Annotated in this window: 18 protein-coding genes; 9 read left to right on the top strand and 9 right to left on the bottom strand. The window is 69.9% G+C overall.

The genetic code is table 11. The annotated features are described in order from the left end of the window. Positions 1–45: 45 nt before the first annotated feature. Together V7Z82_RS16425 and V7Z82_RS16420 are read left to right on the top strand one after the other, a co-directional pair. On the top strand, positions 46–879 hold the full coding sequence (locus tag V7Z82_RS16425; RefSeq protein WP_334152767.1) for a helix-turn-helix transcriptional regulator: 834 nt from the start codon (positions 46–48) through the stop codon (positions 877–879). Beyond that, positions 876–1,700, top strand: coding sequence for a sugar phosphate isomerase/epimerase family protein (locus V7Z82_RS16420; protein ID WP_334152766.1), 825 nt, complete (start codon positions 876–878; stop codon positions 1,698–1,700). Before V7Z82_RS16425 ends, V7Z82_RS16420 begins: the two co-directional genes overlap by 4 nt. 58 nt (positions 1,701–1,758) lie before the next feature. Here the strand turns inward: V7Z82_RS16420 and V7Z82_RS16415 are convergent, their stop codons facing one another. From V7Z82_RS16415 to V7Z82_RS16405, 3 genes are read right to left on the bottom strand one after another with little or no spacing between them, the layout of a single operon-like run. Continuing rightward, on the bottom strand, positions 1,759–2,685 hold the full coding sequence (locus V7Z82_RS16415; protein WP_334152765.1) for a carbohydrate ABC transporter permease: 927 nt from the start codon (positions 2,683–2,685) through the stop codon (positions 1,759–1,761). Positions 2,686–2,687: 2 nt separating this feature from the next. Further along, positions 2,688–3,668, bottom strand: a complete 981-nt coding sequence (locus V7Z82_RS16410) for a carbohydrate ABC transporter permease (protein WP_334152763.1) — start codon at positions 3,666–3,668, stop codon at positions 2,688–2,690. A gap of 31 nt (positions 3,669–3,699) precedes the next feature. Beyond that, positions 3,700–4,950: an extracellular solute-binding protein gene (locus tag V7Z82_RS16405; protein WP_334152761.1), complete on the bottom strand. Its 1,251-nt coding sequence runs from the start codon at positions 4,948–4,950 to the stop codon at positions 3,700–3,702. A 273-nt stretch (positions 4,951–5,223) separates the two neighbouring features. On the opposite strand from V7Z82_RS16405, the gene V7Z82_RS16400 reads away from it, so the two are divergent. From V7Z82_RS16400 to V7Z82_RS16380, 5 genes are read left to right on the top strand one after another with little or no spacing between them, the layout of a single operon-like run. After that, complete coding sequence (locus V7Z82_RS16400) at positions 5,224–6,120, top strand: SIS domain-containing protein (protein WP_334152760.1); 897 nt, start codon at positions 5,224–5,226, stop codon at positions 6,118–6,120. Positions 6,121–6,144: 24 nt separating this feature from the next. Continuing rightward, entirely contained in the window at positions 6,145–7,125 is a 981-nt protein-coding gene (locus V7Z82_RS16395; RefSeq protein WP_334152758.1) for an ROK family protein, read from the top strand. Further along, a complete protein-coding gene (locus V7Z82_RS16390) occupies positions 7,122–8,066 on the top strand; it encodes a 1-phosphofructokinase family hexose kinase (protein WP_334152757.1) in 945 nt (314 codons plus the stop codon). Before V7Z82_RS16395 ends, V7Z82_RS16390 begins: the two co-directional genes overlap by 4 nt. After that, the gene (locus V7Z82_RS16385; RefSeq protein ID WP_334152756.1) at positions 8,063–8,920 is read left to right on the top strand and encodes a class II fructose-bisphosphate aldolase; all 858 of its coding nucleotides are present in this window, start codon (positions 8,063–8,065) and stop codon (positions 8,918–8,920) included. The genes V7Z82_RS16390 and V7Z82_RS16385 overlap by 4 nt, the downstream gene beginning before the upstream one ends. Beyond that, complete coding sequence (locus V7Z82_RS16380; RefSeq protein ID WP_334152753.1) at positions 8,917–9,696, top strand: DeoR/GlpR family DNA-binding transcription regulator; 780 nt, start codon at positions 8,917–8,919, stop codon at positions 9,694–9,696. Before V7Z82_RS16385 ends, V7Z82_RS16380 begins: the two co-directional genes overlap by 4 nt. 260 nt (positions 9,697–9,956) lie before the next feature. On the opposite strand, the gene V7Z82_RS16375 is transcribed toward V7Z82_RS16380, so the two are convergent. From V7Z82_RS16375 to V7Z82_RS16360, 4 genes are all read right to left on the bottom strand, one after another. Continuing rightward, entirely contained in the window at positions 9,957–12,416 is a 2,460-nt protein-coding gene (locus tag V7Z82_RS16375) for a CHAT domain-containing protein (RefSeq protein ID WP_334152752.1), read from the bottom strand. Positions 12,417–12,642: 226 nt separating this feature from the next. Continuing rightward, positions 12,643–14,196 carry a S8 family peptidase gene (locus V7Z82_RS16370; RefSeq protein ID WP_334152751.1) on the bottom strand — a complete coding sequence of 518 codons (1,554 nt, stop codon included), beginning with the start codon at positions 14,194–14,196 and terminating at the stop codon, positions 12,643–12,645. Positions 14,197–14,234: 38 nt separating this feature from the next. Then, positions 14,235–14,690 (bottom strand): hypothetical protein, encoded by a 456-nt coding sequence (locus V7Z82_RS16365; protein WP_334152750.1) that lies wholly within the window; start codon positions 14,688–14,690, stop codon positions 14,235–14,237. Then, complete coding sequence (locus V7Z82_RS16360; RefSeq protein ID WP_334152748.1) at positions 14,687–15,313, bottom strand: RNA polymerase sigma factor; 627 nt, start codon at positions 15,311–15,313, stop codon at positions 14,687–14,689. Before V7Z82_RS16360 ends, V7Z82_RS16365 begins: the two co-directional genes overlap by 4 nt. Before the next feature lie 111 nt (positions 15,314–15,424). On the opposite strand from V7Z82_RS16360, the gene V7Z82_RS16355 reads away from it, so the two are divergent. Continuing rightward, positions 15,425–15,643 (top strand): SCO4848 family membrane protein, encoded by a 219-nt coding sequence (locus tag V7Z82_RS16355; RefSeq protein WP_334152747.1) that lies wholly within the window; start codon positions 15,425–15,427, stop codon positions 15,641–15,643. Between the two features lie 16 nt (positions 15,644–15,659). Here the strand turns inward: V7Z82_RS16355 and V7Z82_RS16350 are convergent, their stop codons facing one another. After that, positions 15,660–16,973, bottom strand: coding sequence for an MFS transporter (locus tag V7Z82_RS16350; protein ID WP_334152746.1), 1,314 nt, complete (start codon positions 16,971–16,973; stop codon positions 15,660–15,662). A 74-nt stretch (positions 16,974–17,047) separates the two neighbouring features. Between V7Z82_RS16350 and V7Z82_RS16345 the strand changes: the two genes are divergently transcribed. Further along, the gene (locus V7Z82_RS16345; protein ID WP_334152745.1) at positions 17,048–17,629 is read left to right on the top strand and encodes a helix-turn-helix domain-containing protein; all 582 of its coding nucleotides are present in this window, start codon (positions 17,048–17,050) and stop codon (positions 17,627–17,629) included. Positions 17,630–17,670: 41 nt separating this feature from the next. Here the strand turns inward: V7Z82_RS16345 and V7Z82_RS16340 are convergent. Continuing rightward, on the bottom strand, positions 17,671–19,769 hold a 2,099-nt coding region (locus tag V7Z82_RS16340), incomplete at its 5' end, for a PKD domain-containing protein (protein WP_334152743.1).

Genomic DNA, 19,769 nt, shown 5'->3' with positions numbered 1-19,769 from the left:
TTCTCGCTTGTATTTTCGGGGCCTGCGAGCCACACTTGGACGATCATGGAGAACTGGGCGATCTACGCGAACCCGGCCCGCGCGCTCACGGACGTCACGATCGCCTGCGTGGGAGCCGGCGAGTACGGCGGCACCCACGAAGGATTCCGCGGGCGACAGCTGCGCTCCCACGCCGTCGTCGTGATCAGCGAGGGCACCGGCTGGTACTCGAGTCCGCTGACGGGGGACATCAGGGTCGAGGCGCCCGCGCTGCTGTGGCTGTTCCCCGGTGTGGCGCACGGGTACGGGCCGCATCGGTCGGGGTGGACTGAGCACTGGATCCTGTTCTCCGGCGTCGCGACCCGCGCGCTCGACGAGCTCGGCGCGTGGCGGCGCACGGTCCCAGTGGTTCCGCTCGATCGGACGCCCGAGACGCTGACGACGACGTTCGCGCATCTCCGGGAGGATCTGGCCGACAGCGGCTCGATCGGCTCGCTCAGGGCGGCGGCGGTGAGTTACGCCTGGATCGTCGCGCTCGCGACCTCGACCATGCGCGATGCGGCCCCTGACCTCATCGACGCGTTCACCCGCGGTGCGACCCGGCAGGTGTCGATGGAGACCCGCGCGCACGAGCTGGGGATGGGCGTTCCCCAGCTGCGCTCCGCCACGTTGGCCGCCACCGGCCTGACGCCGCTGCAGCTGCTGATCGAGTCCCGGCTCGCGCGAGCCCAGTCCTTGCTCGTCGAGACCGATCTCGAGGTGAGCGTGATCGCGCAGCAGGTCGGCTTCGACGACCCGTCGTACTTCTCGCGGCAGTTCACGCAACGTCGGGGAAGCTCGCCGAGCCTGTTCCGTCGCGAGCAGCGCCGGATGCCCACGCTGACGGATGACAGGCTGTGAGGACCGATGCACCGCTGGTGCTCATGACGGACTGGGTCGCCGCTGCTCCAGTCGGCGACCTCGTCGCCCGCGCCGTCGAGCAGGGGTACGACGGGGTGGAGGTCTGGTGGCCCCGCGATCCGGAGCTGCAGCGTCGACTGGGTGGTGTCGTCGCGAGCACCGGTGCTGCGCTGTCGCTCCTCGTCGGCAGCGCGCATCCCGACCCGGCGACCCATATCGCCGAGATCGAGCGGCAGCTCCACGACGTCTCACGGAGTGGATGCACCCCGCTGCATGTCACGTTGCACGCGGGCAGGGACCACTGGAGCGACGCCGACCATGACCGGCTCGCCGAGCGGATCGTGGAGAGCCGCTCGACCACGGGGCTGGACATCCTCGTCGAGCTGCACCGATCCCGGATGCTGTACGCCGCGCATGCGGCACGACGCATCCTCGAACGTCATCCCGACCTCCGGGTGACGTTCGACGTCTCGCACTGGCTGGTGGTGGCGGAGTCGATGCTCGAGGATCAGTCGGACGCGATCGAACTCGCGATCGCGCGGTCCGACCACGTGCACGCGCGCATCGGTCATCCGCAAGGACCGCAGGTGAACGACCCGGAAGCCGCGGAATGGTGCGAGGTCGTCGAGCAGCACCTGCGATGGTGGGATCGCATCGTGCATCGACTGCGGTCCGAGGGTCGCCCGGTCACCTTCCTCGCGGAGTTCGGTCCCATCGACTACGCGCCGAGCGAGCCGGGGTCGCGACGGCCGCTCCGTGACCCCGAGTCCTCGAACCGGTGGATGCAGCGCGTCCTCCGCGACCGCTACCGGTCACGCTGAGGCGCTCGTCGGTGCGCCGCTCGTCCGACTGCGCACCGGCATCCGCCGTGCCGTCGGCTTACTTGACGCTGCCGGCGGTGAGGCCGCCGACGAGGCGCTTCTCGATGAGCATGAACAGGATGACCACGGGGAGGATCGCGACGATCGAGACGCCGAAGACGTACTGCCAGCTCGTCTCGTACTGACCGACGAACTTCGTCAGCGCGACGGACAACGGCTGGTTCTTGTCGGTCGACAGGATCACCAGCGATGCTGCGAACTCGTTCCAGCAGGCGACGAAGGTGAAGACGATCGCGGTGACGATGCCCGGCCAGACCAGTGGCAGGTTGATCTTGAAGAGGACGGTGAAGCGTCCGGCGCCGTCGATCTGGGCTGCTTCGTCGATCTCCTTGGGGATGCCGGCGAAGAAGGAGTGCATGATCCAGACGGCGAACGACAGGTTGAAGGCGGCGTTGATGAAGATCATCGCGACCCACGTGTCGCCGAGGCCGAGGGTGGTGAACTGGCGGAACAGACCTGACGTGAGCACGGCCGGCTGCAGCATCTGGGTGACGATCACGAGGAACAGGAACACCATGCGGCCGGGGAACTTGAACCGTGCCGTGTAATACGCGGCGGGGAGCGAGACGGCGAGCACCAGCAGGGTCGCGAAGACCGCGATGACGATCGTCGAGATCAGGTTGTAGGGGAGGGGCGTCTCGGGGGTCGACCACATGGTGATGTAGTTCTCCCAGTGCCACTCGGTGGGGAGGTACGTGGGGTCGACGGAGCGGATCTGCGGCTTGGTCTTCACGGACCCGAAGAACATGATCAGGTACGGCAGCACGAAGATCGCGAGGACGAGGAAGCCGGCGGCGGTGCGCAGGATGACCCGGGGCAGGGTGACCTGGTCTTCGGTGTAGCGGCGCTTGCGGCCGGGGATCGGGGGCAGGGCGTGTCCGCCACGACCGGTGGTGGTCACGAGCTCGGTCTCGGTCACGGTCATGATCAGACCTCCTTCATGGGCTTGACGATCTTCACGTAGGCCGCGACGATCAGGATCACGATCAGGAACGCGACGACGGAGAGTGCGCTGGCGACGTCGACCTTCTTCTGCAGCTCGATGTATTTGAAGATCAGGGTCATGATCGTGTCGGCGCCGTAGCCGGGGATCGACCCGGTCATCACCTTCAGGATCGGCAGCGAGTTGAACACATTGATGATGTTGATCAGGATCGCGACCGCGAGAGCGCTGCGCAGCTGCGGCAGGATGATCGACCAGTAGGTGCGGGTGGGGCCGGCGCCGTCCATCTTCGCGGCCTCGATCGCGTCGGCGGGGACGGACTGCAGGCCGGCGAGGATCGTGTAGGTCGTGAACGGGAGCGACACGAACACGGCGATCACGATCGACCACGCGAATGCGGTGGCGGGGTTCTTCGTCCACCCGTAGCCGACTGAGTCATCGGAGAGACCGATGTCGTAGAGGAACTTGTTGAACACCCCGAAGTACGGCTCGAGGCTGTAGTAGAACACCATCGTGGTCATCACGACGGATGCCGCCCACGGGATGATGACGGCCATGCGGACGATCTGCCGTCCGGGGAACGCCTTGTTCAGGATCTGCGCGAGCCCCAGCGAGATCACGACCGTGAACAGCACGACGGACACGACCCAGATGACCGTGCGGCCCAGGATCGGCCAGAACTCCGCGAACGCGAACACGGTCGCGAAGTTGTCGAACCCGACCGACCCCTTGTCGAGCCCGGAGAGGGAGATGTCGCGGGTGGAGTTGAAGAACATCACGCCGGCGGGGAAGAGGACGACCCCGAAGATCAGCAGGACGGCAGGACCGATCCACGGGAGTGCCTGCAGGAGATCTCTGGCGCGCGCGCCGGTGGGCTTGCCGCGCGCCGGACCTTCACCGCTCGGGGTGCGGGGGCGGCCGGTGGCCGCCCCCGCGGGGTTCGAGGACTCTGTCGTCTGGCTCATGATGTTCTCGAACCTTCCCGGTCGGCGGGCGTCAGCCCGCGTCGACCTGTGCCTGGATCTGCTTCAGCACGTCAGCCGCCGGCTGCGACTGGAGCTGACCGAATAGCGACTTGAACGCGCCGTCGGCAGCCGACCAGCTGGCGTTCGTCGACGGGTAGAACTGTGCATCCGGCAGCACGTCGAGGAAGGGCTTGAGCGCCTCATCCCCGGCCAGCGCCTCGGAACCCGACTTCGTGACGGGGAGGAAGCCCTCGGCCTGCACCCACGGCACGTAGACGTCTGCCGAGTAGTAGTAGTCGAAGAACTTGGTGATCGCTTCCTTCTTGTCGTCGTCGTTCTGGAACGCCATCAGCTGGTCCATGACGCCGAGGGTGAACGGCGAGCCGTCCTTGGTCGGGATCGGGACGATGGAGTAGTCCAGGTCGGGGTTGCCCTCTGCGATCTGGCCCACTGTCGGCGGGAGGCCGACCTGCATGCCGATCTTGCCCTGGATGAAGATGTCCATCAGCGGAGAGCGCTGCGTGGAGCCCGGGTCGGCCTGCGTCGCACCGGCGTCGATCATCTTCTTGATCTGCTCGGCGCCGACGAGGTTCTCCGGGGTGTCGATCGTGATCTCCGACGCGTCGCCGAACGATCCGCCGCCGCCCCAGAGCCACACGGCTGCCTCTGCCTGTGCCTCTTCGGATCCGAGCGGCATGCCGTATCCGGCCACACCGCCACCGAGTGCTCCGACCTTGGTCGCGGCGTCCAGCAGCGAGTCCCAGTCGGTCGGCGCCTCGACGCCGGCCTGCTCGAGCAGCGCGTTGTTGACGAACAGGGCGCGAGCCGAAGCGATCAGCGGCAGCGCGTACGCGGTGCCGTCGACCTCGGCGTTCTTGAGGAACGACTCCTGGAAGTCCGAGAAGGTGTCATCCGAGACGACATCCTTCACCGGGTAGAGGAGCTCGTCGCCCACGAAACCGGCGAACGGTCCGCCGTTGTAGATGTCCGGTGCCTCGCCGGCCTGGATCTTCGTGGAGACGACCTTCTCGAGGTTGTCCCAGGACTGCACCTCGAGCTTGACGTCGATGTCGGGGTTGGCCTTCTCGAACCCCGTGATCACGGTCTCCCAGTTGGCCTTGGTGCCGTCCGAGTAGCTCGGGACCAGGAGGTCGATCGTGGTCGAACCTCCGGCGTCGCCGCCGCTGTCGCCGGACGAGCCGCCGAATCCGCACGAGGCGAGTGTGAGCGTGGCGGTGGCCGCAAGAGCGACCGCCGCTCCGAATCGCAGTGACTTCTTCATGGGTGTTGCATTCCTCACTGTGTGGTGTTGCCGATCCGTCCGGCGGGTGTCACTCGGTGAGGAGCTGGCTCGTCGTTCGGGGAGGGGAGGGCGCGGGTGCACAGTCGCAAAGCAGTTCACGCGACGGTGCGTGGTGGAACCGTACTGATTATTTGTCAGGCTCATATACAAATCAAGAAGTTCCTTGAGTGAATCTTCGTAAGCGTCATACTATGATCGAAACAAGCTTCAAACAATCACAAAAGCGCAAAGATTGATTCGAAAGGCGTCACGATGACCGAACCGCAGCCCGGAGCGCACATGCGCGCAGAACTCACCTCGCAGCCCGAGACCTGGGCGGCGGCAGCCGATCTCCGCGATGCGCAGGCCCTGCTGCCCGCCTCCGGTGCCCGCGTCGCGGTCGTCGGCTGCGGCACCTCATGGTTCATGGCGCAGTCCTACGCGGCGCTGCGGGAGACAGCCGGTCAGGGCGAGACGGATGCCTTCGCGGCATCCGAGTCCTTCGTCGATCGCGGCTACGACGCCGTCGTCGCGCTGACCCGCTCCGGCACCACCACCGAGGTGCTCGAACTCGTCGACCGCATCAAGGGCCGCGTTCCGACGATCGGCGTGATCGGTGATCCGGAGTCGCCCCTGGTCTCGCTCGTCGACGAGGCGGTGCTGCTGCCCTTCGCCGATGAGCAGTCTGTCGTGCAGACCCGCTTCGCGACGACCGCGCTCGCGCTGTTCCGCGCATCTCTCGGCGAAGACCTCGGCGGCGCGATCGCCGATGCCGCCGCGGTGCTCGAAGCCGACGTCGACGACGAGCTGCGGGATGCCGAGCAGTACACGTTCCTCGGACGCGGCTGGACGGTCGGGCTCGCCCACGAGGCAGCGCTCAAGATGCGCGAGTCCTCGCAGTCGTGGACCGAGTCGTACCCGTCGATGGAGTACCGTCACGGTCCGCTCGCGATCGCCGCGCCCGGTCGCGTGACCTGGCAGTTCGGCGAAGCTCCTGAGGGGCTGGCCGCGCAGGTCGAGGCGACGGGTGCCCGGTTCGTGCAGCATCCGATCGATCCGCTGGCAGACCTCGTGCGCCTGCACCGGGTCGCCCTGGAGCGTGCCGTCGCCCGCGGGCTCGACCCCGACCAGCCCCGCAACCTCACGCGGTCCGTCATCCTGGATGCATGACCGAACACACCACCGGGACCGCTGATGACCAGGCCTGATGACGTGACGGGTGCGACCGACTCCTCGCCGCGAGTGCACGCATCCGTGCGCTCGATCGGCGCCGGAGCTCCGGTGCTCGCCTTCGACGTGGGCGGCACCGACATCAAGTCGGGGCTGTTCGACGCCGATGGCCGCGTGCTCGGGCTGCGCCGATCGCCCACGCCGCAGGTCGATGGCGACAGGACCGACGCCGTGATCGAGCAGCTCGGACTGCTCGCGGCCGAGCTGCGCGCCGAGCACCCGGAGGTGCAGCCGCTGGCCGCTGGTCTCGTGGTGCCGGGGATCGTCGATGCGGATGCCGGACTCGGTGTGTTCGCGAGCAACCTCGGGTGGCACGACTCGCCGCTCCGCGACCTCGCGAGCGCACGCCTTGGCCTGCCGGTGGCGTTCGACCACGATGTGCGAGCGGCCAGCTGGGCCGAGCATCGTCTGGGCGGCGCACGCGCCTACGAGAACTCCGTGGTGCTCGTGATCGGCACCGGGATCGCCGGTGCCCTCCTGGTCGGCGGTGAGCCGTACACCGCCGGCGGATATGCGGGTGAGATCGGCCATTCGCCGGTGGCCGAGGGGCCGATCTGTCCGTGCGGCGCTCGCGGATGCCTCGAAGCCGTCGCCTCGGCCGGCGCGATCGCCCGCCGCTACCGCGACGCCACCGGGATCACCCCGGACGGCGCCCGAGACGTGATCGCCAGGGCGGCGGCGGGGGATGCCGCGGCATCCGACATCTGGAACTCCGCGCTCGACGCGCTCACCCTCTCGCTCGCGCAGCTCACCGCCGTCTTCGCACCGGAGGCCGTCGTGATCGGCGGCGGGCTCTCGCGCGCGGGCGACGCACTGTTCGATGAGCTGCGCACCCGGCTCGCCGCCCGCCTGAGCTTCCATCGCCTCCCGGTGCTTGTGCCGGCCGAGCTCTCGGGCAACGCCGGGCTGATGGGTGCCGCGCTGCGCGCCAGGGAGCTCACATGATCCTCACCGTCACGCCGAATCCGGCGCTCGACCTCACCTGGCACGTCGACCGGCTCACCGTCGGCGGCACGCATCGATCGGATGCCGGAGCCGCGCGCGCCGGCGGCAAGGGCCTCAACGTGGCCAGGGTCGCGCACGCGCAGGGCGCCGCTGTCAGGGCCATCACCACGGTCGGCGGCCGCACCGGCGAGGAGTTCGCCGAGGAGCTGCTCGCGAGCGGTGTGCCGCATTCGTTCGTACCCGTCGCAGGGGCGACGCGTCGCAGCATCGCGATCGTCGACGCCGAGCTCGGCGACACCACGATCGTGAACGAGCGCGGGGTCAACCCGAGCGACGCGGAGTGGGGCGAGATGGTCGCCGTGGTCGTCGATGCGGTGCCGAGCGCAGACGTGCTCGTGCTCTCCGGCAGCCTCCCGCCGGGGGCACCCGCAGCGCTCCTCTCGGTGCTCATCGGGGTCGGGCGGGACGCCGGAGCATCCGTCATCGTCGACACCTCGGGCCCAGCGCTGCTGCTCGCCGCCGAGGCCGGAGCCTCGGTGCTCAAGCCGAACGGCGCCGAGCTCGTCGAGGCCACCGGCATCGGCGATCCGATCGAGGCTGCGCGCTCGCTCATCGCGCGCGGCGCCGGACTCGTGCTGCTCTCGCTCGGTGCCGAGGGGATGCTGGCGGTCACGGCGTCCGATCTCCTGCATGCGCGACTCGACGTGCCCCTTGCCGGCAACCCGACCGGTGCCGGCGATGCCGCGGTCGCCGCCTGCGCCCACCTGTTCGCGCAGGGGCAGCGCGACCCCGAGACGATCCTCCGCCGAGCCACGGCCTGGTCCGCGGCAGCGGTGCTCATGCCGCTCGCCGGCGACATCTCCCCCACCTGGACCGAGCTCGAGCAGCGACTGCTCGTCTCGCGACCCGACCCAGCCGCCTTCCGGAAGGACCCTGCGTGACCCTCGTCTCCGCCCGCGACCTCGTCTCGACCGCTGTTGCGGCCGGCACGGGCATCGGCGCCTTCAATGTGATCCACCTCGAGACCGCCGAGGGGCTCGTCCGGGCCTCGGAGCTCGCCGGGCTGCCGGTGATCCTGCAGATCTCGCAGAACTGCGCCGACTACCACGGTGGCCTCGAGCCGATCGCGCTCGCGACGCTGGCAGTGGCCAGGCGCGCGCAGACGCCGGTCGCCGTGCACCTCGACCACGCCGAGCGACCAGAGCTCGTCGATGAGGCGATCGCGCTCGGTTTCGGCTCGGTGATGTTCGACGGCGGCGCCCTGCCCTATGACGAGAACGTGGCTTTGACGGCCGAGGTCGCGGCGCGCGCTCGGGTGGCCGGCGTCTTCATCGAGGGCGAGCTCGGCGAGGTCGGCGGCAAGGACGGCGCGCACGCCCCAGGGGTGCGGACCGACCCGGATGAGGCCCGCGCATTCGTCGAGGCGAGCGGGGTGGATGCGCTCGCGGTGGCCGTCGGCTCCTCGCACGCCATGACCGATCGCACGGCCTCGCTCGATCTGGAACTGATCGCCCGGCTGCGCGAGGCGCTCCCGGTGCCGCTCGTGCTGCACGGTTCGTCCGGAGTCGCCGACGACGTGATCGCCGCGGCCGTGCGTGCCGGCATGACGAAGATCAACGTCTCGACGCATCTGAACGGGTTCTTCACCAGGGCGATCCGCGAGACGCTCGCCGCCGATGAGACGCTGGTCGACTCGCGCAAGTACCTCACTCCCGCGCGCGATGCGCTCGCCGCGGAGGCGGCCCGGCTGCTGCGTCTGTTCGCCTCTGCCGGGAGCGATACGGTGGCGGGATGAAGCGCGCGTCGCGGCTCAACGCCATCCTTGACCTCCTCGCCGATGGCGGTGAGGTCACGGTCGACGACCTCGTCGCCCGGTTCGGGGCGTCTCCGGCGACCACCCGCCGCGACCTCGACACGCTCGCCGAGCAGCGACTGCTCACCAGGACGCACGGTGGCGCGGTCGCGCAGACCGTCGCATACGAGTTGCCGATCCGGTACAAGAGCCACCTCCGAACCGAGCAGAAGGAGAGCATCGCCCAGGCCGCTGCCGCCCTCGTCGCTCCTGGCATGGTGGTCGGACTCTCCGGCGGCACGACGACCACGGCGATCGCCGCCGCCCTCGCCGCCCGCGACGATCTGGCGGCAGGTGCCGGCATCACGGTCGTGACGAACGCGGTCAACATCGCCGCCCAGCTCGCCACCCGCCCTGAGATCAAGGTCGTCGTGACCGGTGGCGTGATCCACTCCCGCAGCTATGAGCTCGTCGGCCCATTCGTCGAGCAGCTGCTGCGCGGCGTGCGCCTGGACATCGCCTTCATCGGCGTGAACGGCATGGACGCGCTCTCCGGCGCCAGCACCCACGATGAGCGCGAGGCGGCCGTGAACCGCATGATGGCGGAACGCGCGCGCCGCGCGGTGGTCGTGACGGACAGCAGCAAGCTGGGTGTCGCGGCCTTCGCGGCGGTCGGCGGTGTCGACCTCTTTCCGACCGTGCTGACGGATGCCGGGGCGGATGCCGAGGCCATCGCGGCGCTGCGAGCGGCCGGCCACGAGGTCCTGATCGCCGACTGATCGCCGTCATCCGTCCGATTCGGACGGATGCTCCGCAGGGCCCCGACGCCCCCGATAACGTCGAAGCCCTGCGGAGTGCCGCGGTCCGCGGCCACCCTCCGAAGTCGGTGTTGTTGTCTGCCCGCGTTCCCCAGATCGCGGATTCCCCAGTCGACTGCGCCTCCCTCGCGCCTCGAAACCTCCGAAGCCCTTCGCATCAGCACCTTCCGAACATCAGGAGCGGCGACCAGGTCCACTGATACACCGAATGGAGAAAAAGTTCAGAATCCGCTGCCGTGACTCTGGAACGGCGCGCGATGACCGGTGGTGACGGACGCCGCAGCCAGCGCCTCTGCCGGTGCGGCGCCGGCTGCGAGTTCGTCGTGCACCGCGCCGAGCAGCTCGCACGCGACGTCGTCGGCGACCACGACGGGGGCCGCGATCACGCAGCTCGTGCCGGCGTGCAGCCACACCCGCGTCATCCCCAGTGCCTCTTCGCCCCACCGCACCGAGGAGCGTCCGAGCTCGCACGCCGACAGGATCACCGTGCTCGGGGTGCGGGGGATCAGGTCGACGTCGTAGCCGAACAGGGTGCCGTCGGCGAGCTCGAATCCCGAGAACAGGGGGTTGTCGACGGCATGACGTCCGTGCGCGGCGATGTGCAGCAGGTCGACATCGCTCGCCACCGCGGTCACCGCCGACACCGTGGCGCGTTCGCCGTCGAGCAGTCGTGGCGCGGTGGTCGACCCGCTCCACGCCTCAGCCGCCCGCTGGATCTCCTCGTCGGCACGCGGCACTCGTGGTCCTGCGGCGAAGCCGACCTGCTGCGGTGTCGTCGATGTGGCGGTGCTCCGCCGCGACGGCGGCGGGTCGTCGACCCAGCGCGAGACCGAGGTCGCGAGCGTGAACGGCGTGCCGTGCATTCCGGGCAGCATCGCCCACGGCACGCCGGCGAGGATCCCCGGCACCGTGACCACCAAGCGCCGCGCCGCGCCTGCGCACGCGCGAGCCGGTGCCAGCAGCTCGGCGTCGAGCAGCTGCAGTCGCGCGTCGAGCGAACGGTCGATCACGGTCGACATCAGCCCGCCGCGGGTGAGCGCGGCCATGTCGAGATCGGCGCGGAGTCCATCGAGCGCGGCCTGCACGCCGGGCCAGCCGAGGTCTACGATCTCGGCGCCGGATGCCGTCACCACGACGCCGTGCAGGGCCGACCCCGTGTAGACGTACGACAGCACCGCGGTCTGCTCGTCGAGCTGCGACATCGCGGCGGCGAGGTCGAGACGGCCCCGCGTGCCGCCGGTACCGGTCGATGACCACTGCCGCTCGCGCACCCGGTCGCGCAGGACCCGCACGCGGGCGTCGGTCGTCCAGTCGTGGCCGGCGAGGTCGGCACGAAGCATCCGCAGCTCGGCCAGGTCCGCCGCGAGCTCCGCATCGTGCGGAGGACGCAGCGGCGCCACCTGTTGGCTGAGATGCCTCGCCCGCTCGGACCAGGCGAACAGCGTGGCAGCATCCCGGCTGCGAGCGGCGGCGCTGAGCCCCGCGAACACGAGGTCGGTGCCGTGCATCGCGAGCGAGGCCTGCAGGTCGAGGGCGCCGAACGACTGCTGCCAGGCCGTGAGCAGGTCGAGCCCGGATGCCGCGGCCTGGAGCGCGGCGCCGGTCCGGCCGGCGGATGCCGCGCGCGCTGCCCGCACCTCGTGGGCGCGCAGTCGGAGGGGAGCCGGTGCGTCGTCGGCGATCCGCGGCATCCGTCCCTGGCTCGTGCGCAGCGCGGTCAGTCGCAGCGCTGTCGCCTCGGTGCGGAATCCGCCCTGGTCGAGCGCGGACGCCGCCAGCGTGATCTCGTCGAGGTTCGGCGTGGCCTCGGGTCTCGCGCGTGCTCTGGCCTCGAGCCGCACCGCCTCGGCGCGTGCCGACCATCCCGCACTGCCCAGTGCGGCGAACCGGCGGGCGGCCGTGCGCGCGACCCGTTCAGCCGCTGGAGCATCGTGGCGCAGCAGCGACCGCGCGAGGTGGAACTCGGCCTCGCCGCGCGCCTGTCGCATCCGCTGCGCGCCGAACTGCACCGCGACCTGCGCCAGCAGTGCCTCGGCCTCGGTGGTGAGCCCGGCGTCGCGCAGCACCTCGGCCCGGTCGAGGTCGCTGATCGCCGCGGCGAGGTCGCTGACCGCGGCGAGCGTCGGCCGTGATCGGGTCATCAGAGCCAGCGCCGTGACCAGGTCGCCGCCGAGCAGTGCGGCATAGCCGAGGTTGTGCCGCGCTTCGGCGAGGGGCTCCGCGTCGCCCGTCGCCTCGTACACCGCGACGGCGCGCTGCAGATCGGTGACGCCCGCGTCGAGGTCGTGCTGCTGCATCCGCACGATCGAACGGTTCATCAGGAGATTCGCGAGCTCGGTGCTCTCCTCGCCGATCGCATCGATCGCCTGCGTCAGCGCCGTCTCGGCCTCGGCCAGCCGCCCGGCGTGCATCAGCAGCGTGCCCAGCTGCCCGTTGAGCACCGATGTGGTCTCCGTGCTCAGCCCCGGCCGGTCGAGTGCCCCGCGGCACAGCGCCTCCGCTTCGGTCGGACGTCCGGTCTGCGCGAGCACGTACGCCATGGTCCCGTCGATGCGTGCCCGAAGGTCGGGGTCGTCCGTCCGATCGGATGCCGTGTCGAGCGCACGCCGCGCAGCCGCGAATCGTCGTGCGTTGGCCGCCTCGACGCCGCGCCGGTGCAGCTCGCTCGCGGACAGGGGCATCCTCCCAGAATGCCGTGCCCCGCACTCGTGCGGAAGTGCTGCGCTCGCCGATCTGCGGCATCCGTCGTCCCGTGCGTTCGTTCTGCAGGGAGAAACCCGTCCCGCAGGGAGGATTCCTCGAATCCTCCCTGCATCCCGCACATCTCCATGCAGGATGAACCGGAGCGACCCACCAGACCGATGGATCCAGCGCAGCCCAGTACTCGACGGATGCCGCGCCGCCCCGTTACTCGACGGGCGCCGGCAGCCCCTCCAGCACTGCCCTCACGGCATCGGCCGCGGCATCCGCTCCGACTCCGGCGACCGCGACGCTGCCGAGCTGCGCCGCGATGCGCCCTGCGACGTACGGCGCCGCGAACGAGGTGCCGCTCCAGACCGAGAAGCCGCCGCGGTAGTCGTCCGGGTCGATCGTCTCGCGGCGGAGTCCGTCGATGTCGGCCCTGGTCGTGGCCTGCGCGCCGCCGACGAAGGCGGGCGAGGTGCTGACGATCGCAGCCCCTGGGGCGTAGACCTGCACCCACGGTCCGACGTTCGAGAACAGGGCGACCGAGCGCGACGACGGGTTCAGGGCGCCGACCGAGACATGCGGTGCGCCGCCGTCCGGCGCGATGCCGTTGTCGGACCCGGGCCATGGCCACAGGGAAGCCGGGAACGAGGGCCGATCGATCGCATCGTTGCCCGCCGAGCACACCACCACGCAGCCGAGTTCTCGCGCCTTCGCGAGCAGCGCGTGGAGGGTGCGGCTGAAGAGCCCGTCGACCGGGGTCTCGTGGTAGTACCCGAGCGACAGGTTCAGCACGTCGATCGGATGCCCCGTCTTCGGGTCCTCGCGATAGCGGCGCAGCAGCTCGACGACCTGCGCGATCGTGCCGAGCAGCGTGCCCTCGTCGATCACGCCGAGGGCGCCGGCGACCCGCACCGAGAGGATGTCGGCGTCCGGCGCGGTCTGCCTGATGATGCCGGCGATGAACGTGCCATGCCCTGCGACCGCATCGATCTCGCCGTCGAGCTGCCCGTACAGGTCGGGGTAGCGCTCCGGATCGGCGTCGTCGGTCAGCCCGACCGGCACGCCGTCGATGGTCACGTGTCTCGTCACGATGTCGTCGGGCAACCAGTCGTGCACGCCGCAGCCCGTGTCGAGCACCGCGACCACCGGGCGGCGACCTCGCTTCGGTGCGGGACTGCGCCGCGGGGCCGGCCCGATCCAGGTGACCGGCTGCCGTGCGCCGCGCCCAGGCTCGAGATAGTCGTCGCTGCCGCCTGCGCCCTCGCCACGCACCGGGTTGGTGCGGCTGAAGGGATTGGTCCGGCTGAACGGGTTGGTGCGGCTGAACGGGTTGAGTCCGACCGGGTCGATCGACAGCACGTGCTCGAGGCCCGTCCGCGGCATCGTCGACCGCGACATCCGCCGCGCCCGCTGCAGCACGCGCCACGCATCCGGAGCGACCGGCGACTCGCCGCGCACCGGTTCGTCCGGCGTCGTGAGTCGTGCACGCAGGAATCCGGGCACGCCGGGCACCAGCTCGCGCGCCGCCTGCTCGGGGTCATCGACTTCGAGCTGCCAGCCGAAGGTGTCGGCGGCATCGCGAAGCGTGCGGATCTCCTGGTCGTACGCCTCGAGATCCTTCTCGTCGCGGACGATCAGCAGGCGCTGCGGCAGGTACGCGGTCGGATAGGCGCGGATGCCGTCGACCGGTTCCGTGCTCGGATCGAGCGCCGAACCGCGGCGGATCGATCCTTCCGCGCGGTCCTGCCAGCTCCAGCCTCTGGGTTGCTCCATGGATCATCCTCTCCGGTGCGGACCGCTGGGCGGGTCCGCTACAGCTCGAACAGCGGCGTCGACAGGGTGCGCTGCTCGTCGCCGACCGTGGTCGTCAGACGCACCTTCGTCAGTCCCGGTGGCACATCGTCGAACGCGAAACGGCCGGTCTCGGCCGGCGCGGTCGTCCGCTCCCGCTCGCCCTGCGTCAGCACGATCTCGGCCGCGGCCGTGTCGACCCACCCGTCGACGCGGCGGCGACCGGATGCCGTGGTCGTCACGTGCAGCAGGATGCTGGTACTGCCGTCGCTGAACTGCAGCGTCAGCGCATCCGCGTCTCCCCTGACCGCCCCGACCTGGCCCTCGACCAGCGTGAGCAGGGCGTATTCGCGATTCAGCCCGTCGGCCGCGACCGCCGCGACCATGCGGTCGATCAGGTCTGCCGGCATCGGATCGACATCGCGCCAGAGCGACCGAAGGCTCGCGAACATCGCGGCGTCATCCTTGTCGCTCATGTCCGTCCCTCCAGCCGAGGACCCGGAGGCGCATCGAGCATCTCCCGGAGCTTCGCGAGGCAGCGCGCCCTGGTCGGTCCGATGCTGCCGACCGGCATCGCGAGGTCCTGGGCGAGACGCGCATAGTCGGGGCGATCCTCGAAGGCGATCACGCGCAGCAGCCGCTGGCACCGCTCGGCCAGACGTCGCACCGCCAGCCAGAGTCGACGCCGCTCCTCGCCGAGCGCGGCGTGCTCCTCGGCTGACGGCTGCTCAGGCAGCAGGACGTCCAGGTCGTCGGACTCGGTCGTGTCGACACGACCGTTCGCCTTGCCGACCCGCCAGGCCTCGCGCCGCGCGGTCGTGGTCAGCCAGGCCGAGACCGCACGCGCATCGGCGATGGAGCCGCGTCCGCGGACGAGTCGGAGCCAGGTCGTCTGCACGACGTCCTCGGCGAGTGTCCGCTCGAGACCGTAGGCGCGCACGACGTGCCACAGCACGGGAGTCATCAGCCGTACCAGCTCGTCCATCGCGCGACCATCGCCCTCGCGCCATGCGTCGAAGAGATCGGCGGCCCGCAGCCAACGCGCAGGACCGTCATCCGATGCAGGATCGAGAGCGGTGCCGGGTGCACCGTCGATCATGAAGCCCATTGTGATCACATCCACCAGGAGCACGGCAAGAGGTTTCTGATACATGTCCGGGTCCAAGAACGGACGGACGGATGCCGCCGCCGCAGCCGATACCGTGGAGGGGTGATCCCTCTCGCCATCGTGCTGTTCCTCAACGCCGTCTTCAACGCCGTCGTCTGGCCCCAGTTCTACAAGCGCGTCGCGAAGGATCCGCGTGCCAAGGACGCGAACGGCAAGGCCACGACGTTCCTGAAGGTGCACGCCGTGCTGATCGGCATCGCACTGGTGCTCGCGCTGGTCTCGCTGCTGGCCGGCATCGCGGCGCTCACCGGCGCGCTCTAACTCGCGCGGGGTCCTGTCACCGCACCTCGTACTGCTTCGCGTGCTCGGCCCACCGTGATTCGACCGGGAGTCCGCGCAGTGCCCGATTGCCGACCGCGAGCACGGCCGCGAGCAGGCAGAGCCCGGCACACGCGAGGATCGTGCCCTCGCGCCCGACGAGGGTCAGCCCGAACCCGGCGATCAGTGGTGCGAGCGGCATCGCCCCCATGCCGAGCACCCCGGCTGCGCTGTTGGCGCGACCGAGCAGCTGCGTCGGCGTCGCGACCATGAAGTAGCCCATCATCCCCGCGTTGAGCGCTGGCAGCAGCAGGACTGCGGCGCCCAGCACCACCGCGATCGCCCAGGGCACCGTCACCATCGAGAGTGCGGCGGCTCCGGCGGCGGCCGCGGCGAGCCCGACGATCGCCAGGACGCCGGCGCCGACACGGGGGACGAGCAGCGGCGCCACGAACGCGCCGATCAGCATCGCCACTCCGGCTGCAGCCGAGACGGTGCCGATCAGCAGCTCCGAGTAGCCGTCCTGCTGCAGGGAGTAGATCACGGTGATGATCGCGGAGTTGAAGCCGAGGTTGATGATCGTGATGATGAGCAGCACGCCGCCGAGGTCGGGTCGCGAGAGGAGCCACGCGAACCCTTCGCGCATCTCCCGCCAGGCGTTCGGCCTGGCTGTGACTGTGGGTGCGGCGATCGCGGTGGATGCGGTGGTCGCGGGGGCGGTGGCCGGATCGGCGCCGCGCCCGAGCAACCAGGCGGTGACCGCGGCGACCACGTGACAGAGGGTCATCACGACGCCGACCAGCCAGCCGCCGACGCCGAGCAGCAGACCGCCGAGCGGTCCGCCGGCGAGCTGCAGCGCGGCATCCCTGCCCTGGTTCGCGGCCTGCGCGCGGCCCATGGCGTCTTCGGGGACGATCTCCTTGATGGCGCTCTCGCCGGCCACGTCGAACAGTCCGCTGCGTGCCGCGAGCAGGATGTTGAGCAGCAGCAGGATGGGGAACGTCAGGGTTGCGGAGAGTGCGAGCGCGGTGAACACACCGGCCAGCGTGACACCGGCGACGGATCCGATCAGCATCAGGGTGATGCGCGGATGCCGATCGGCGAGGATGCCGCCGACCAGCGTCGTGAGCAGCCTGGCGACCATGCCGGCGCCGCCGATGATCCCTGCCTGGGCAGGGTCGTTCGTCAGGATCAGTGCGAGCAGCGGGACGGCGAACGCGAACAGCGCGGCAGCCAGGCCCTTGCTCGTGTCGCTCACGAGCCAGGTCACATAGCGGGTGTTGCGCCACAGGCGGTGGGGCGCGGTCGCGGTCGTCACAGGTCCGGTGCTCATGGGTCGAGCGTAGATGCGCAAGAGAAGTTGCGCAAGTCTTATTGCGCAACTTCTGGTGCGGATACACTCGGGGGATGAGCGAGGAGCAGAAGCGGCCCGATCCGGTCTGGATGACGACGGCGATGCTCAAGGCGTACACGCACCCGTTGCGGCGCGAGATCCTCCAGCTGTTCCGCCGGCGCGAGCACCTGCGCGCCGCCGACATCGCCGAGGAGCTCGGGGTGGCCGCGAACAGCGTCAGCTTCCACCTGCGGGTGCTCGCGGATGCCGGACTGATCGACGAGGCGCCAGAGCGTGCGCGCGACCGCCGCGACCGGGTGTGGGTCGCCAGACGGCAGGCGCTGAGCCTCGGCGGACCGGAGAGTCCCGTCACCGATGAGGTGCTCAGCGGCGTGATGGTCAGTGCCATCGCGGAGGAGCATCAGGAACTGCTGCGCCGCGTCGTCGCCTGGACGCCCGAGTACATCAGCGGTCGCACGGCCGAGGTCCATGCGACCTTCTCCCAGCGCTCCGTGCGCCTCACCGGCGCGGAGTTCGACGCGCTGATGGAGCGCATCGAAGACGTGATGACCGAAGCCGTCGACGCCCATGACCGCGACGATCCGGACAGTCGTCCATGGCAGGTCGACATCCTGGCTGCGGACGACCGGATCTGAGCGCGGCCACCACGACTGCCGCCGCGCTCCTCGCCGATCCGTCAGGGCTTGACGACGGTGAGGTCATCCCAGGTGAAGACGGTCGTCGGGAGGGTCGACGCCGACGACACGGTGTTCATGAGGCTGATCGTCCCGGCCGCCTGCAGTGCGGGCGTCGTGTCGGTCGCGGTGACCTGCCAGGTGACGGGTTCCGCATCGGAGGCCTTCCAGACCTTGGCGGCGAGGGTGGTCGGCGCGGTGCCGGTGACGGACAGTGCCAGGTTCAGCGCAGTCCCCGGTGTGTAGGTGACGCCGGGCATCAGGTACGACCCGAGGGCGACCTCATCGCGCAGGAGGTACAGCCGCACGCCGCCGCCCACCTCGAACCGAAGGCGGGCGGAGTAGGTGCTCGCGCCGACCTGACGGGCGATGACGGTCGCGGTGGCTGCGCCTCCCGTCGCGACCTTATCCGCCGCCACCGAGACGCGGATCGCCGCGTCCGTCGTCGTGAGGCCCAGTCGGGCAGAGCGCGTGGACGACGGTGCGAGCGCCACGCTGCCCTTGCCGCCTGCGACGGAGAACGCAGCGGAACCGCCAGAGAGCGTCCAGGCGCCGCCGACGTCTGCCGAACCCCACCCACCGGCCGGAACCGTGCGGGCGAAGGCATCGGAGACCACGGGCCCCGCGGCCGGTGCGGCTGAGACCGTGACCTGCGTCGTGATCGATGTCGTGGCACCGCGGTCGTCCGTCACGGTGAGCGTGATCGGATAGGTGCCAGCGGTGGCGTAGGTGCGCGATGCCTTCGCGCCGGTGGCGGTGCCGCCGTCCCCGAACGTCCACGCGTACGACTGGATCGTGCCGTCATGGTCCCTGGAGGCGGATCCGTCGACGGTCACCGACAGGCCGCTGAGCGTCGGTGTGAATGCCGACGTCGGCGCCTGGTTCGGTGCGATGCCGTTCGGGTCGGTCCTGACGGGCGTCCAATCGCCCTGCGTGCTGTTGCCGAAGGCGTCGATGACCTTGATCCGATAGTTGTAGGTGGTTCCCGGCACTGCCGTCGCGTCGCGGTATGACATCGCCGGCTTGCTCCAGAAGCTCGACAACTGGTCGGTCTCGTACAGGGGCGTCGTCATGCCCTTGTCCTGACGGAAGACCTGGTAGTGCAGGCTCTGGTTGTCGCGGTCGGAGTTCGCGTTCCAGGAGAGGACGTTCCCCTCTCTGGAGGGCGCCGCAGTCAAGGTCCATGCGCCGCCCTGCACCTGCGGTCCCTGCGTGTTCGGTGCGACGTTCTTCTTCCCGAACCGGACGATGCCCTGCTGGGCCGTGCCGTTCACCTTCAGGAACTCGCCGCCCACGAGCAGGTAGTCGCCTGCAGCGGTGATCTGCCATGGGCCCTGCGACTGACCCGTGTAGGTGCCGGGTGTCCAATCCGGGAACCAGTGCAGCAGCGACGGCGCCGCGGCGGTGCCGCCGAAGGTGCGCTTCGCGGTCGGTGTCTTGGAGAATGCGAGCGAGTTCTTGAACGGCCCGGTGTACGGGAATCCCCCGACCGAGGTGCAGTCGTACGGGTGACCGACGACGTAGATCGCGTCACCGGCGGGCGCTATGTCGTAGGTGTCGCCGCCGCAGTCCTCGATCCATTGCAGGCTGCCGTCGCTCCAGTTCGCGCGGAACGAGCCCTCGAGGACGCCCGCGGGGTGAGTCTGGTACGCGGTCCCCGTCCCGTAGAGGCTCTCGCCGTCGGAAGACAGGGAGAAGATCACGGCTTTGACGTCGCCGTTGCGGATGGTGCTGTTCATCGCCCAGGGCATCAGGGCGCCGGTGCTCGCGTTCAGCGCGGTGATCCCACGCCCCGGGTTGGTCGAGCCGTTGACCGAGGTGAACGATCCGGCGATGACGACCTTGGACTGGTCAGGGGACACGACGACGGCCTTCGCGCCGTAGCCGCCCTGCACATCGGCGGCGAACGGCGTGAGCGCGCCGGTCGACGGGGTGACCGCCGCCACCTTGGTGCGCTGCGTGCCGTTGATCGTCGTGAACTCTCCGGCGAGGTACACGGCCGAATCGGTCACGGCGATGCCGTCGATGCGGCCGTTGGCCTCTGGGGCCCAGGAGGTGATGAGCGCTCCGGTGGCGGTGTCGAACGCGGCCACGCGGTAGC

Source organism: Microbacterium sp., assembly GCF_036823965.1.
Lineage (GTDB): Bacteria > Actinomycetota > Actinomycetes > Actinomycetales > Microbacteriaceae > Microbacterium.
This window is presented reverse-complemented; position numbering and strand designations above follow the sequence as displayed.

Bases quoted from the DNA above. Each gene is read 5' to 3' on its own strand.
- V7Z82_RS16425 (WP_334152767.1), top strand. From the start codon at position 46: ATGGAGAACTGGGCGATCTACGCGAACCCGGCCCGCGCGCTCACGGAC.
- V7Z82_RS16415 (WP_334152765.1), bottom strand. From the start codon at position 2,685: ATGACCGTGACCGAGACCGAGCTCGTGACCACCACCGGTCGTGGCGGA.
- V7Z82_RS16410 (WP_334152763.1), bottom strand. From the start codon at position 3,668: ATGAGCCAGACGACAGAGTCCTCGAACCCCGCGGGGGCGGCCACCGGC.
- V7Z82_RS16405 (WP_334152761.1), bottom strand. From the start codon at position 4,950: ATGAAGAAGTCACTGCGATTCGGAGCGGCGGTCGCTCTTGCGGCCACC.
- V7Z82_RS16400 (WP_334152760.1), top strand. From the start codon at position 5,224: ATGACCGAACCGCAGCCCGGAGCGCACATGCGCGCAGAACTCACCTCG.
- V7Z82_RS16395 (WP_334152758.1), top strand. From the start codon at position 6,145: ATGACCAGGCCTGATGACGTGACGGGTGCGACCGACTCCTCGCCGCGA.
- V7Z82_RS16390 (WP_334152757.1), top strand. From the start codon at position 7,122: ATGATCCTCACCGTCACGCCGAATCCGGCGCTCGACCTCACCTGGCAC.
- V7Z82_RS16380 (WP_334152753.1), top strand. From the start codon at position 8,917: ATGAAGCGCGCGTCGCGGCTCAACGCCATCCTTGACCTCCTCGCCGAT.
- V7Z82_RS16375 (WP_334152752.1), bottom strand. From the start codon at position 12,416: ATGCCCCTGTCCGCGAGCGAGCTGCACCGGCGCGGCGTCGAGGCGGCC.
- V7Z82_RS16370 (WP_334152751.1), bottom strand. From the start codon at position 14,196: ATGGAGCAACCCAGAGGCTGGAGCTGGCAGGACCGCGCGGAAGGATCG.
- V7Z82_RS16365 (WP_334152750.1), bottom strand. From the start codon at position 14,690: ATGAGCGACAAGGATGACGCCGCGATGTTCGCGAGCCTTCGGTCGCTC.
- V7Z82_RS16360 (WP_334152748.1), bottom strand. From the start codon at position 15,313: ATGATCGACGGTGCACCCGGCACCGCTCTCGATCCTGCATCGGATGAC.
- V7Z82_RS16350 (WP_334152746.1), bottom strand. From the start codon at position 16,973: ATGAGCACCGGACCTGTGACGACCGCGACCGCGCCCCACCGCCTGTGG.
- V7Z82_RS16345 (WP_334152745.1), top strand. From the start codon at position 17,048: ATGAGCGAGGAGCAGAAGCGGCCCGATCCGGTCTGGATGACGACGGCG.